At 69.8% G+C, this 12,998-nt stretch carries 10 protein-coding genes; all 10 read right to left on the reverse strand.

The genetic code is table 11. The annotated features are described in order from the left end of the window. Positions 1-138 precede the first annotated feature (138 nt). Positions 139-2,064 carry a TIGR03960 family B12-binding radical SAM protein gene (locus ACWGIU_RS13570; protein WP_453705370.1) on the reverse strand — a complete coding sequence of 642 codons (1,926 nt, stop codon included), beginning with the start codon at positions 2,062-2,064 and terminating at the stop codon, positions 139-141. A gap of 72 nt (positions 2,065-2,136) precedes the next feature. Next, the gene (locus tag ACWGIU_RS13575; protein WP_453705372.1) at positions 2,137-3,657 is read right to left on the reverse strand and encodes a CYTH and CHAD domain-containing protein; all 1,521 of its coding nucleotides are present in this window, start codon (positions 3,655-3,657) and stop codon (positions 2,137-2,139) included. 49 nt (positions 3,658-3,706) lie between these two features. Further along, complete coding sequence (gene rodA / locus ACWGIU_RS13580; RefSeq protein WP_453705374.1) at positions 3,707-4,906, reverse strand: rod shape-determining protein RodA; 1,200 nt, start codon at positions 4,904-4,906, stop codon at positions 3,707-3,709. 166 nt (positions 4,907-5,072) lie between these two features. Then, positions 5,073-7,253 carry a penicillin-binding protein 2 gene (gene mrdA / locus ACWGIU_RS13585; protein ID WP_453705376.1) on the reverse strand — a complete coding sequence of 727 codons (2,181 nt, stop codon included), beginning with the start codon at positions 7,251-7,253 and terminating at the stop codon, positions 5,073-5,075. 13 nt (positions 7,254-7,266) lie between these two features. Then, a complete protein-coding gene (mreD, locus tag ACWGIU_RS13590; protein WP_453705378.1) occupies positions 7,267-7,974 on the reverse strand; it encodes a rod shape-determining protein MreD in 708 nt (235 codons plus the stop codon). Positions 7,975-7,987: 13 nt separating this feature from the next. Then, a complete protein-coding gene (mreC, locus tag ACWGIU_RS13595; protein WP_453705380.1) occupies positions 7,988-8,935 on the reverse strand; it encodes a rod shape-determining protein MreC in 948 nt (315 codons plus the stop codon). 132 nt (positions 8,936-9,067) lie between these two features. Beyond that, complete coding sequence (locus ACWGIU_RS13600; RefSeq protein ID WP_008738981.1) at positions 9,068-10,087, reverse strand: rod shape-determining protein; 1,020 nt, start codon at positions 10,085-10,087, stop codon at positions 9,068-9,070. 296 nt (positions 10,088-10,383) lie between these two features. Then, complete coding sequence (gene ndk / locus ACWGIU_RS13605; protein WP_030008577.1) at positions 10,384-10,794, reverse strand: nucleoside-diphosphate kinase; 411 nt, start codon at positions 10,792-10,794, stop codon at positions 10,384-10,386. A gap of 64 nt (positions 10,795-10,858) precedes the next feature. Then, complete coding sequence (locus tag ACWGIU_RS13610) at positions 10,859-11,227, reverse strand: DUF4233 domain-containing protein (RefSeq protein ID WP_453705382.1); 369 nt, start codon at positions 11,225-11,227, stop codon at positions 10,859-10,861. Positions 11,228-11,230: 3 nt separating this feature from the next. Further along, positions 11,231-12,769, reverse strand: coding sequence for a bifunctional tetrahydrofolate synthase/dihydrofolate synthase (folC, locus tag ACWGIU_RS13615; RefSeq protein WP_453705384.1), 1,539 nt, complete (start codon positions 12,767-12,769; stop codon positions 11,231-11,233). Between the last annotated feature and the right edge of the window lie 229 nt (positions 12,770-12,998).

The raw sequence follows: 12,998 nt of genomic DNA on the forward strand, positions 1-12,998 counted from the left end.
GAGCCTGATGGCGCCCACCAGGCACCCGTCGCCGCCATGGGCGCCCTCGCCGGGAGGCCGCTTGTCCATGTCCATGTCGTGAAGGACACGGCAGAGGCCCCCGCCCGTTGCGGGCGGGGGCCTCTCGTGACCCAAGGGTTACTTCACGACGGACAGCGGCAGCAGCTTCTTGCCGGTGGGTCCGATCTGGATCTCGGTCTGCAGCTGAGGACAGACGCCACAGTCGAAGCACGGGGTCCAGCGGCAGTCGTCGACCTCGGTCTCGTCGAGGGCGTCCTGCCAGTCCTCCCAGAGCCAGTCCTTGTCGAGACCCGAGTCCAGGTGGTCCCAGGGCAGGACCTCCTCGTAGGTGCGCTCGCGGGTCGTGTACCAGGCCACGTCCACGCCGTAGGCGGGCAGGGTCTTCTCGGCCGCCTCCATCCAGCGGTCGTAGCTGAAGTGCTCGCGCCAGCCGTCGAAGCGGCCGCCCGACTCGTACACGGCGCGGATGACATCGCCGATGCGGCGGTCGCCGCGCGAGAGGAGACCCTCGACGATGCCCGGCTTGCCGTCGTGGTAGCGGAAACCGATGGAGCGGCCGTACTTCTTGTCGCCGCGGATCTTGTCGCGGAGCTTGCCCAGGCGGGCGTCCGTCTCCTCGGCCGACAGCTGCGGCGCCCACTGGAACGGGGTGTGCGGCTTGGGGACGAATCCGCCGATGGACACCGTGCAGCGGATGTCGTTCTGGCCGGACACCTCGCGCCCCTTGGCGATGACGTTGACCGCCATGTCACCGATCTGGAGCACGTCCTCGTCGGTCTCGGTGGGCAGGCCGCACATGAAGTACAGCTTCACCTGGCGCCAGCCGTTGCCGTAGGCGGTGGAGACGGTCCGGATCAGGTCCTCTTCCGAGACCATCTTGTTGATGACCTTGCGCATGCGCTCGGAGCCGCCCTCGGGGGCGAAGGTCAGGCCGGAGCGGCGGCCGTTGCGGGTCAGCTCGTTGGCCAGGTCCACGTTGAACGCGTCCACGCGGGTCGACGGCAGGGACAGGCCCACCTTGTCGTCCGCGTAGCGGTCGGCGAGGCCCTTGGCGATGTCGGCGATCTCCGTGTGGTCCGCGGAGGACAGGGAGAGGAGGCCGACCTCCTCGAAGCCGGTCGCCTTGAGACCCTTCTCGACCATCTCGCCGATGCCGGTGATGCTTCGCTCCCGCACGGGGCGCGTGATCATGCCGGCCTGGCAGAAACGGCAGCCGCGGGTGCACCCGCGGAAGATCTCCACGGACATGCGCTCGTGGACGGTCTCGGCGAGCGGGACCAGGGGCTGCTTGGGGTAGGGCCACTCGTCGAGGTCCATGACGGTGTGCTTGGACACGCGCCACGGCACGCCGGAGCGGTTGGGCACGACGCGGCCGATGCGGCCGTCCGGCAGGTACTCGACGTCGTAGAAGCCGGGGACGTAGACGTTGCCGGTCTTGGCGAGACGGAGGAGGACCTCCTCGCGGCCGCCCGGCCGGCCCTCGGCCTTCCAGGTGCGGATGATCTCGGTCATGTCGAGGACGGCCTGCTCGCCGTCGCCGATGACCGCGCAGTCGATGAACTCCGCGATCGGCTCGGGGTTGAAGGCCGCATGGCCGCCCGCGAGGACGATCGGGTGGTCGACGGTACGGTTGCGGGCCTCCAGCGGGATGCCGGCGAGGTCCAGTGCCGTGAGCATGTTGGTGTAGCCCAGCTCCGTGGAGAAGGACAGGCCGAACACGTCGAAGGCGGAGACCGGGCGGTGGCTGTCCACGGTGAACTGCGGCACCTTGTGCTCGCGCATCAGTTCTTCGAGGTCCGGCCACACGCTGTAGGTGCGCTCGGCGAGGACGCCCTCGCGCTCGTTGAGCACCTCGTAGAGGATCATGACGCCCTGGTTGGGCAGCCCGACTTCGTACGCGTCCGGGTACATGAGCGCCCAGCGGACGTCGCAGCTCTCCCACTCCTTGACCGTGGAGTTGAGTTCACCGCCGACGTACTGGATGGGCTTCTGCACATGCGGAAGCAGGGCCTCAAGCTGAGGGAAGACCGACTCGGTCATCACGCGACTTTCGTGAAGCGGGCAGGGGGCAGCTCTCAAGCGTACCCCCAGGGTCAGGCGCCCCCACCCACATGATCATCCCAGTCCGGCCCGCCGCTTCGGGTCGGAGACCTTCGCCCAGACATCCGGAAGCTCCCTTTCGCCCCGCTCGGCCAGGGCCTCCTCGCGGCCGTAGAGCACGCCCCAGGTGAAGGCGGACTCCCCCGCGCCGGCGGCCTGGACGCCGAGACCGCGCAGCGCGTCGCGGGCGACGACGCTGTCCTGGTGGTCGCCGAGCAGGGACTGGACCTTCTTCACGGCCTTGGCCAGGCGTTTCGCCGGTTTCCCGAGGGCCGGTACGGCCGCCTCCGCCGCGTATCGGGAACGCTTGGCCGCCTTGCGGGCGCTGTGCAGGGCCAGGTCCCGCTCGTGGCCCGGCGCAAGGGCCAGCGCCTTGTCGATCCTGTCGGCGAGACGCTCGTAGTCGTGGAGCACCGCCTTGGGCAGGAGGCTCTCGGCCGGCCTGTCCGCGGCCTTCAGCAGCGGGGGCCGATCCAGCAGGGCGTCGAGGGAGTCCAGGAGGGCCAGGTGGCGCGCGCTGTCGAGCGCGCCGAGCGACCGGCGCCGCGCTTCCGAGCGGCGGGCGACGTTCCAGATCTTCAGCCGGGCCCGGACGGGGCCGAGCAGCAGGCTGCGCGGCAGCTCGCCGAGATGGTCCTGCAGTCGCTCCAGCAGGACCTCCCGGTCGCGGTCGACTCCGAGTTCGGCGGCGAGCCAGCGCAGTTCCTCCCCGATCGGGTCGGTGACCTGGCGGTCGAGGACCTTGCGGTAGGTCTTCAGGGCGCTGCGCAGCCTGCGGCAGGCGACCCGCATCCGGTGGACGGAGTCCGGGAGGTTCCGCCGGACGGCCGGATCCTGTGCGACCAGGGTGTCGCGCTGTTCGCGCAGGTACGCGAGGACCTGTGCGCCGGCGGAGCCCTCGGGGCCGTCGGCCGCGGGCCGCTCCGGGGGTTCCGCGTCGGTCTCGGCAAGGGCCCGGGCGAGCTTGGAGGGGGCCTCGGAGACCCGGAGTCCGGCCTTGCGGAAGGTCTCCTCCACGGCGTCGAGCAGTTCGGGGTCGACCCCGTCGGCGAGTTCCACCTCGACCTCGGTCCAGGCGGCGGTGGCCTCGCCGCGCTCGGCGACGACGGCGTCGGTGCTCAGTTCCGCGAGCAGGGCGCCCTCGGCGTCGAGGAGGTGGCTGAGCTTGCGCGAGGAGAGGAGCCTGACGTGCGGCCGGAGCCCGGCACCGCGGACACGGGAGCGGACGAGGACGGCGAGGGAGGGCGGGACCGAGTCGCTGAGCGCGGCCCCGATCTCGTCGCGCACTCCCGGGGAGACGGGCAGTTTGAGGTGCCAGCCCTCGTCCGCGCCGCCCGTTCTGCGCCGCAGGGTGACACCGTCGGCGGCGAGCCGCTGGTCGGGGGTGTCGTAGTAGACGGCGTCGAGGTCGACGGTGCCCTGGTCGGAGACGGCCGCGATGGCGGCCGTGCCCGTCAGGTCCGGCACCTCGCGCCGGGCTGATGCGTCCTCGGAGAACTCGAATTTCCGCTCGATTTCGCGCTTGGTGTCCGCCATAGACCGAATTTAGTACTGAACGGATCAGTTCGGCAGGGTGAACGGAACATCAGGCCGACAATGGCCGTTGCACCTTGATCGACTGGAGTAGTCCGATCGCCACCCACACCGCGAACATCGACGATCCTCCGTACGAGACGAACGGCAGCGGAAGCCCGGCCACGGGCATGATCCCGAGGGTCATGCCGATGTTCTCGAAGGACTGGAAGGCGAACCAGGCGATGATCCCTGCGCACACGATGGTCCCGTAGAGCTCGGTGGTCTCCCGGGCGATCATGCAGGACCGCCACAGGATGATGCCGAGCAGTACCAGGATCAGCCCGGCCCCGACGAAGCCCAGCTCCTCCCCCGCCACCGTGAAGACGAAGTCGGTCTGCTGCTCGGGCACGAACTGGCCGGTGGTCTGCGAGCCCTTGAAGAGCCCGGAGCCGGTCAGCCCGCCGGAGCCGATCGCGATGCGCGCCTGGTTGGTGTTGTAGCCGACGCCCGCCGGGTCGAGCTCGGGGTTGGCGAAGGCCGCGAAGCGGTTGATCTGGTACTCGTCGAGGACGCCCAGCTGCCATATCAGGATGGCCCCGCTCGCGCCCGCGCCGAGCAGGCCGATGACCCAGCGGTTGGAGGCACCGGAGGCCAGCAGCACCCCGAGCACGATCACGATCATGACCATGACGGAGCCGAGGTCGGGCATCAGCATGACGATGCCCATCGGGGCGGCGGCCAGGCAGAGCGCCTTGACGACCGTGCGGTGGTCGGGATGGGTGAGGTCGCCCGCGTCCACCCGGGTGGCCAGCAGCATCGCCATCACGAGGATGATCGTGATCTTCACGAACTCGGAGGGCTGGAGGGAGAACCCGCCGCCGATGACGATCCACGCGTGGGCGCCGTTGATGGTGGCGCCGAGCGGGGTCAGCACGGCGAGGATGAGCACCAGCGAGAGCCCGTAGAGGACCGGCACGGCCCCGCGCAGGGTGCGGTGGCCGAGCCAGATGGTGCCGATCATCAGCACGAGGCCGATGCCGGTGTTCAGGGCGTGCCGGGCCAGGAAGTAGTACGGGTCCCCCTGGTTCAGCGAGGTCCTGTTGCGGGTCGCCGACCACACCAGCAGGGCGCCGATGAACGAGAGGGCGAGCGCGGAGAGGAGTATCGGCCAGTCGAGCCGGCGCACCACCGAGTCGCGGGCGGTGAGCTTGGCCATCGCCCCGCGCTCGGGCGCGTACCGGGAGACGGAGAACTTGTTGGCGGTCGGCATGTCTTCCCTCAGGGGGTGTCCGGCGGATCAGGGTCGGAGAGTTCGGGTCGGCGTGTGCCGTGGAGTGCGAGGCGGAGGAGGGAATCGGCTCGGGGCGTCGGAGACGACGGCAACGCGGCACGGCACCGGGCGGGCCGGGCCCGGCGACAATCCGCCGGACACCCCCTCAGTCCCTGCGTGCCGGGGGCGGTGCGGGCGGCCCCGCGAGCACGGCCGGCTCAAGATCCTCCGGGGACGGCGGCACGTACGGCCGGATCTCCGGGGAAGTGATGGAGCCGTCGGGCCCGATCCGGGGCAGCTTCGTCTCGGGGCCCAGCAGCAGGGCCCGCTTCGGGTCCTGTTTGCCGTCCATGGTCAGACCGTAGATGGCGTTGTAGATGTTGCGCACGGCGGGTCCGGAGGCTCCGGAGCCGGTGCCACCTTGGGAGATCGTCATGACGATCGTGAAGTCCTTGGTGTAGGTCGCCAGCCAGGACGTGGTCTGCTTGCCGTAGACCTGGGCGGTGCCGGTCTTGGCATGCATCGGGATCTTGTCCATCGGCCAGCCGCCGAACCGCCAGGCGGCGGTGCCGCCGGGCTCGACGACCGAGCGCAGGCCCCGGTCGAGGTCGCTGACGGTCTTTGCGTCGATCGGCAGCCTGCCGTGCGACTGGGGCTTGATCATCTCGATGTGCTTGCCGTCGGGGCTGATCACGGCCTTGCCGACCGTGGGGTTGTAGAGGGTTCCCCCGTTGCTGATGGCGGAGTACGCGGTGGCCATCTGGATGGGGGTGACGAGGACGTCGCCCTGGCCGATGGCGAAGTTGATGCTGTCGTAGGCCTTCAGCTGGTTGCCTTCGAGGCAGCTCTCGTAGGCGATCTGCTCGACGTAGGTGCCGCCCCGTTTGCCCTGCTTGCACCAGGCGTTCTTGTTGGCCTTCCAGAAGTTCTGCTTCCACCTCCGGTCGGGGATGCGTCCGGTGACCTCGTTCGGCAGGTCGATCCCGGTCTCGGAGCCCAGTCCGAACTCCCGGGCGGTCCGGTAGAACCAGTCGTGGGCGTCCTTCTTGGGGCTGAGGCCGCCGTCGCGCTGCCACTCCTTGTGGCCCAGGGCGTAGAAGACGGTGTTGCACGAGAACTTGAGGGCGTCTGCGAGGGTGATGGGGCCGTGCCCCTTGGACTCGAAGTTCGCGAAGCTGCGGCCGCCGAGGCTGTAGGAGCTGCTGCAGTTGTACTTGTCGTCGAACTTGTAGCCGGCCCGGACGGCCGCGCTCGCGGAGACCACCTTGAAGATGGAGCCCGCGGGGGCCATGCCCTGGATGCCCCGGTTGAGCAGCGGGTAGTTGGAGCTCTTGCTGGTGAGCCTGGCGTAGTCCTTGCCGGAGATGCCGCCGACCCAGGTGTTGGGATCGTAGTCCGGCTGGGAGGCCATGGCGACGATGCGGCCGGTCTTGGCCTCCATGACGACGACGGCGCCCGAGTCGGCCTCGTACTTGCGGCCGGTGATGTTGTCGGTCTCGTTGCGGACGACCTTCATCGCGTCCTGGAGCTCGTACTCGGCGACGGCCTGGACCCGGGCGTCGATGCTGGTGACGAGGGTGGATCCGGCCACGCCCGGGTCGGACTTGGTCTGGCCCATGACCCGGCCGAGGTTGTCGACCTCGTACGAGGTGACCTCCGCCTTGCCGCGCAGCTGCCTGTCATAGGTGCGTTCGATGCCGGAGCGCCCTACCTGGTCGGAACGCAGGTGCGGTGAGTCGGAGTCCTTGGCCTTCTGGATCTCCTCGTCGGTGACCGGTGAGAGGTAGCCGAGCACCTGTGCGGTACGGGCCCCGCCGGGGGCCGGGTAGCGGCGGACCGCGGTGGGCTCGGCGGTGATGCCGGGGAAGTCCTCCGGGCGTTCGCGCAACTGCAGCGCCTGCTGCGTGGTGGCTTCGAGGGTGACCGGGATCGGCTGGTACGGGGAGCCGTTCCAGCAGGGCGCGGGGGTCTGGGAGTCGCAGAGCCGGACCTTCTCCATGACCTCCTTGGGGGTCATGTCCAGGACGTCGGCGAGGCGGGTCATGACTCCCTTGCCCTTGTCCTTCATCTTCATCAGCGCGGTGCGGCTGGCGGAGACGACGAGGCGCGTCTCGTTGTCGGCGAGCGGGACCCCGCGGGCGTCGAGGATCGAGCCGCGCACGGCGGGCTGGACGACCCGCTGGACGTGGTTGCTCTTCGCCTCGTGGTAGTACTCGTCGCCGTTGCGGATCTGGAGGTACCAGAGCCGCCCGCCGAGGGTGAACAGCATCGAGAGGACGAGCACCTGGATCATGACGAGCCTGATCTGCACCCGGGAGGTGCGGCCGGTCTCCGGAACGTTGGTCACGACTGCTCCACCCTCACAGCTTTTTGACGCTCTTCACACCCTTGACCGGCTTGACCCCCTTTATGCGGATGGCTTTGTTGGCCCGCGAGCGCGCGGTCTTCAGCCGCAGGCCGCCGCGCTGAGTGCCGATGCGCAGGCCCGTGCCGCCGGCCAGCCAGCCGGCGGAGACGTCGGCGGCCTTGCTGGTGGGGCCGCCGCCGGCTTCCACGGCCATCGGGTCGTTCTCGGCGCGCCGGGCCAGGGCCATGATGAACGGCACGGTGAACGGCGCGAGCAGCAGGTCGTAGAGGGTCGCGGTGAACAGCAGCCCGGTCAGGCCCACGTGGCGCGCGGCGGTGTCGCCGACGAGGGCGCCCACACTCGCGTAGAGCAGGGTGGAGCCGATCGCGGCGGCGACGACGGTGAGCATCGGCCCCCAGGCGGACCGGAACCGGCCGCCGTCGGGGCGGGTCAGGCCGGCGACGTAGCCGATGACGCAGAGCACGAGCGCGTACCGCCCGGCGGCGTGGTCGGCGGGCGGGGCCAGGTCGGCGAGGAGACCGGCGGCGAAGCCGATGAGCGCGCCGCTGACGGGTCCGTACACCAGTGCCAGCGAGACGACCGTCAGGAGCAGCAGGTCGGGCACGGCGCCGGGCAGTTGGAGCCGGCCCAGGACGGTGACCTGGACGACGAGGGCGACCACGACGAGGGTGGCCGAGAGCAGGATCCGGTTGAAGCGCATGCGTGGTCTGCTCCTAGTCGTCGGCCGGCTTGGCGGGTACGCCGGCGGACCCGGACGGGGTGACCGTGACGGTGACCGTCGGGGTGGGCTTGGGGGCCTCGGGCTTGGGCGGCAGAACCGCGTCGCGGGGGTCCTCGCGCGGCGGCATCACCACGACGCCGACGATGTCCAGGCGCGAGAAGCCGACGAACGGACGCACCCATACGGTGCGGGTCAGGTCGCCGCGCGAGGGGTCGACCTTGACCACCTCGCCGATCGGCACACCGGGCACGAAGGGCTTGTTGCCGCGCGAGCCGAACGTGACGAGTCGGTCGCCGGGGCTGACCTTGGCCTTGCCGTTGAGCATCTGGACAGACAGGGCACGGTCGCCCTGGCCGGTGGCGAAGCCCAGTTCACCGGTCTTCTCCAGACGGGTGCCGACGGTGAAGTCGGGGTCGTTGGCGAGGACGACGGTGGCGGTGTCGGGGCCGACGGTGGTGACCCGGCCGACGAGGCCGTCCCCGTTGAGGACGGTCATGTCGCGTTCGATGCCGTCCTTGCTGCCCGCATCGATGGTGACGGTCCAGGAGAAGCCCTGGGCCGCTCCTATGGCGATGACCTCGGCGCCCTTGATGCCGTACTGCCCGGCGCCGGCCCGCTTGAGCATCTCGTCGAGCTCGTGGATGCGGCTGCGGGTCTGGTCCTCGCTGCCCAGCTTGGCCTTCAGCGCCGCGTTCTGGCGCTCCAGCGTGGCGATACGGTTGTGGCGCTCGCCGGAGTCCCGTACGGCCCCTATGGCGTTGGCGACCGGGTCGACCGCGGTCGCCACACCTTCCTCGACCGGGCCGAAGACCGCTGCGGCGGCCTGCCGGGCACCGTCGACCGGCGACTCCTCGCCTGCCCTGATGTCCACCGTGATCAATGCGAACGCGATGGCGATCAGAAGCACCAGGAGCAGCCGGCTTTCTCGTGTGTCCCTCACGTGCGGCGGCCGTGCCTTCCTCGTCGGATTTCTCTTTGCCTGTATATCAACGATCCGCCGCACGGGCCCGGTAGCACCCGTACGGCGGATCCTTGTGTTCCGCATGGCCCCTCCGGCAGGGAGGGGCATCTGTCAGCGACGGGGCTGGGCGTCCAGGACCTGCTGGAGGGCCTCGAACTCCTCGACACACTTGCCGGAGCCGAGCGCGACGGAGTCGAGGGGGTCCTCCGCGATGTGGATCGGCATGCCGGTCTCCCGGCGCAGCCGCTCGTCGAGGCCGCGCAGCAGGGCGCCGCCGCCGGTCAGGACGATGCCGCGGTCCATGATGTCGCCGGAGAGCTCCGGCGGGCACTTGTCGAGCGTGGTCTTGACCGCGTCGACGATGGCGTTGACCGGCTCCTCGATGGCCTTGCGCACCTCGGCGGCCGAGATGACGACCGTCTTGGGCAGGCCGGAGACCAGGTCGCGGCCGCGGATCTCGGTGTGTTCGTCCTTGTCGAGGTCGTAGGCCGACCCGATGGTGATCTTGATCTGCTCGGCCGTGCGCTCACCGAGGAGGAGCGAGTACTCCTTCTTGATGTGCTGGATGATCGCGTTGTCGAGCTCGTCGCCGGCCACCCGGATGGACTGTGCCGTGACGATTCCGCCGAGGGAGATGACGGCGACCTCGGTGGTGCCGCCGCCGATGTCCACGACCATGTTGCCGGTGGCCTCGTGGACGGGCAGGCCCGAACCGATGGCGGCGGCCATGGGCTCTTCGATGATGTGCACCTGGCGGGCGCCGGCCTGCGTGGACGCCTCGATGACGGCGCGTCGCTCCACTCCGGTGATGCCGGAGGGAACGCAGACCACCACGCGCGGGCGGGCCAGGTAGCGGCGCTTGTGGATCTTGAGGATGAAGTACCGGAGCATGCGCTCGGTGATCTCGAAGTCGGCGATCACGCCGTCCTTGAGGGGCCGTACGGCGACGATGTTGCCGGGCGTGCGCCCGATCATCTTCTTCGCCTCCGAGCCGACCGCCAGGATGCCGCCGGTGTTCGTGTTGATGGCGACCACGGACGGCTCGTTCAGGACGATCCCCCGGCCCCTCACGTACACCAGCGTGTTGGCGGTCCCGAGGTCGATCGCCATGTCACGGCCGATGAACGACATTTTGTTCCCCTTGTTCCCCATGAGGAGCGTCTGGCCTTCCAGTTGATAGCGGCTGCTGTCAGGTCGGCGAGGTGGGTGTGTGGGTGGAGGCCCCATCGTAGTGCCGCAAGTACGAGGACCGCGCGACGGGACTCCGGCAATCCCGCCGGAATGGATACCCGCCCCCTCAGTGGTGATGACGTGTCCTGCCCAGGCGTTCCCGCTTCGGCCCGGATATACCGGAGGGCGACCGAAATTACTTCGGTCGCCCCAGGTCATGAGCGCTATTCGGCTGATGTCACGTCAGGGAACAGTGCTCAGAGCGCCGGGAAGAACAGCTTCAGCTCACGTTCGGCGGACTCCTCCGAGTCCGAGGCGTGGATCAGGTTCTCACGCGTGATCGTGCCGAAGTCACCCCGGATGGAGCCCGGCGCCGCGGCGATCGGGTCAGTGGGTCCGGCCAGCTGGCGGACACCCTCGATCACCCGCTCACCCTCGACCACCAGGGCGACGATCGGGCCGCTCGCCATGAAGCCCATGAGGGGCTCGTAGAACGGCTTGCCCTTGTGCTCGCCGTAGTGCGCCTCCAGGGTCTCCTGGTCCAGCGTGCGCAGCTCCAGTGCGGGGATGGTCCAGCCGGCCTTCCGCTCGATGCGGCCGATGATCTCGCCGACCAGACCACGACGGACGGCGTCGGGCTTGAGCAGGACGAGGGTGCGCTGGGTCATGTTGCGGCTCCTTGCGGCAAACGGGTGCGGTAGGGCGAATCTACAGGGCCGATCCGGGGACCCGTCACGCAGCGTCAGGCGTCCCGGGTGCCCCCGGCGCCTCCTGAGCGGCCGCCCAGCGCGCCTTGATCGTGTCGATCTTGCGGCCGTAGTGCACGGAGCACCACCACAGCCCGGCGAACACCGCGCCGAGGAAGAACATCGTCGGCACGACGAACCCGCTCAGGATCAGGCCGGCCTGCAGGGCCCAGCCCAGCTGGACCGCCCCGGGACGCGACAGCATCCCGCACAGCAGCACCGACAGCAGCATGCTGACCCCGCACACCGTCCAGACCGTGGCCTGGGTCAGATCGGGGTCCTTCATCGCCACCAGCCCCGCGAAGCCGATCACGAAGAACTCGCCGATCAGCGTGCTCGCACACAGCGTGCGCATCCCTCAGCCCCTCTTCAGCAGCAGGCGGGCCTCGCCCACCGTGATCACGGAACCGGTCACCAGGACCCCGGCCCCACCGTATTCGGCCTCTTCCTCCGCCAGGGTGATCGCCGCCTCCAGGGCGTCGTCCAGCCGCGGCTCCACCTGCACCCGGTCCGCGCCGAAGACCTCGACCGCGACGGCCGCCAGCTCGTCCGCGCCCATCGCCCGGTGGCTGGAGTTCTCCGTCACCACCACCTCCGCGAAGATCGGCTCGAAGGCCTCCAGCACCCCGCGGACGTCCTTGCCCTCGCTCGCGGCCACGACCCCGATCAGCCGGCTGAAGCCGAACGACTCGGTGACCGCCTCCGCGGTGGCCGCCGCGCCCGCCGGGTTGTGCGCCGCGTCCAGGACCACCGTCGGGCTGCGCCGTACGACCTCCATGCGGCCCGGCGAGGACACCGAGGCGAAGGCCTTCCGTACGGTGTCCAGGTCCAGGACCCGGGCGTGCTCCTGGCCGACCCCGAAGAAGGCCTCGACCGCGGCCAGGGCCACCGCCGCGTTGTGCGCCATGTGCGCGCCGTACAGCGGCAGGAAGATGCCGTCGTACTCGCCGCCCACACCCCGCAGCGTCAGCTGCTGGCCGCCGACAGCGACCTCGCGCGAGACGACGCCGAACTCCATGCCCTCGCGGGCCACCGTGGCGTCGACCTCGACGGCCTTCTTGAGCAGCACCTGCGCCGCGTCCACCGGCTGCTGGGCCAGGATCACGGTCGCGTCCTGCTTGACGATGCCGCCCTTCTCCACGGCGATCTCACCGGGCGTGGAGCCGAGCCGGTCGGTGTGGTCCAGGCTGATCGGGGTGACCACCGCGACGGACGCGTCGATCACGTTGGTCGCGTCCCAGCTGCCGCCCATGCCGACCTCGACCACGGCCACGTCCACCGGGGCGTCCGCGAAGGCCGCGTAGGCCATTCCGGTGAGCACCTCGAAGAAGGACAGCCGGTACTCCTCGGCGGCGTCGACCATCTCCACGTACGGCTTGATGTCGTGGTATGTCTCGACGAACCGTTCGGCGGTGATGGGAGCCCCGTCGAGGCTGATCCGCTCGGTGATCGACTGCACGTGCGGGCTGGTGTAGCGCCCGGTGCGCAGCTCGAAGGCGTTCAGCAGGGACTCGATCATGCGGGCCGTGCTCGTCTTGCCGTTGGTGCCGGTGATGTGGATGGACGGGTACGCGCGCTGCGGCTCGCCCAGTACGTCCATCAGCGCCGCGATCCGCGACACCGAGGGCTCCAGCTTGGTCTCGCCCCAGCGGGTGGCGAGCTCCTGCTCCACCTCCAGCAGCGCCTTGACGACCTCCGGGTCGACGGGCCGGGCGGGTACCGGGTCACCCTGGGGCGGACCGGCCTGGGCGCGCAGGGTGCGGCTACCGGCCTCGATCACCGCCAGGTCGGGGTCGCGGTCGGACTCTTCCGCCACGATCTGGTCGAACTCGTCGAAGGTGCCGGCGAGGTCGTCGTTGTCGTCGCGGTCGTGGCTCTCGGGCTGCTGGTCACTCACAGGGCCAGTCTACGGACGGGGACCCGGGGAACTTTCGGCCCGGCCGTTTCGGGAGCTCGGGCGGCCGGAGTGACCGGATCGTTATGCACGCCCCGCAAGCCCTGCGGCAGGAGAGCGGGGCACAAATGCCGCAGGTCGGCAGCGACCGGGACGGCATCCGGCCGCGACACAGGGACGGACCTGGGCACTTCGGACAGTCGTCCGCGGTGATGGGACCCCCGTACGGGGA

The organism is Streptomyces sp. NPDC054840, from assembly GCF_053611065.1.

What these genes read in the sequence shown, in the direction of transcription:
- ACWGIU_RS13575 (WP_453705372.1), bottom strand. Translation starts at nt 3,657, where the DNA reads ATGGCGGACACCAAGCGCGAAATCGAGCGGAAATTCGAGTTCTCCGAG.
- rodA (WP_453705374.1), bottom strand. Translation starts at nt 4,906, where the DNA reads ATGCCGACCGCCAACAAGTTCTCCGTCTCCCGGTACGCGCCCGAGCGC.
- mreD (WP_453705378.1), bottom strand. Translation starts at nt 7,974, where the DNA reads ATGCGCTTCAACCGGATCCTGCTCTCGGCCACCCTCGTCGTGGTCGCC.
- ACWGIU_RS13600 (WP_008738981.1), bottom strand. Translation starts at nt 10,087, where the DNA reads ATGTCGTTCATCGGCCGTGACATGGCGATCGACCTCGGGACCGCCAAC.
- ndk (WP_030008577.1), bottom strand. Translation starts at nt 10,794, where the DNA reads ATGACCCAGCGCACCCTCGTCCTGCTCAAGCCCGACGCCGTCCGTCGT.
- ACWGIU_RS13610 (WP_453705382.1), bottom strand. Translation starts at nt 11,227, where the DNA reads ATGCGCACGCTGTGTGCGAGCACGCTGATCGGCGAGTTCTTCGTGATC.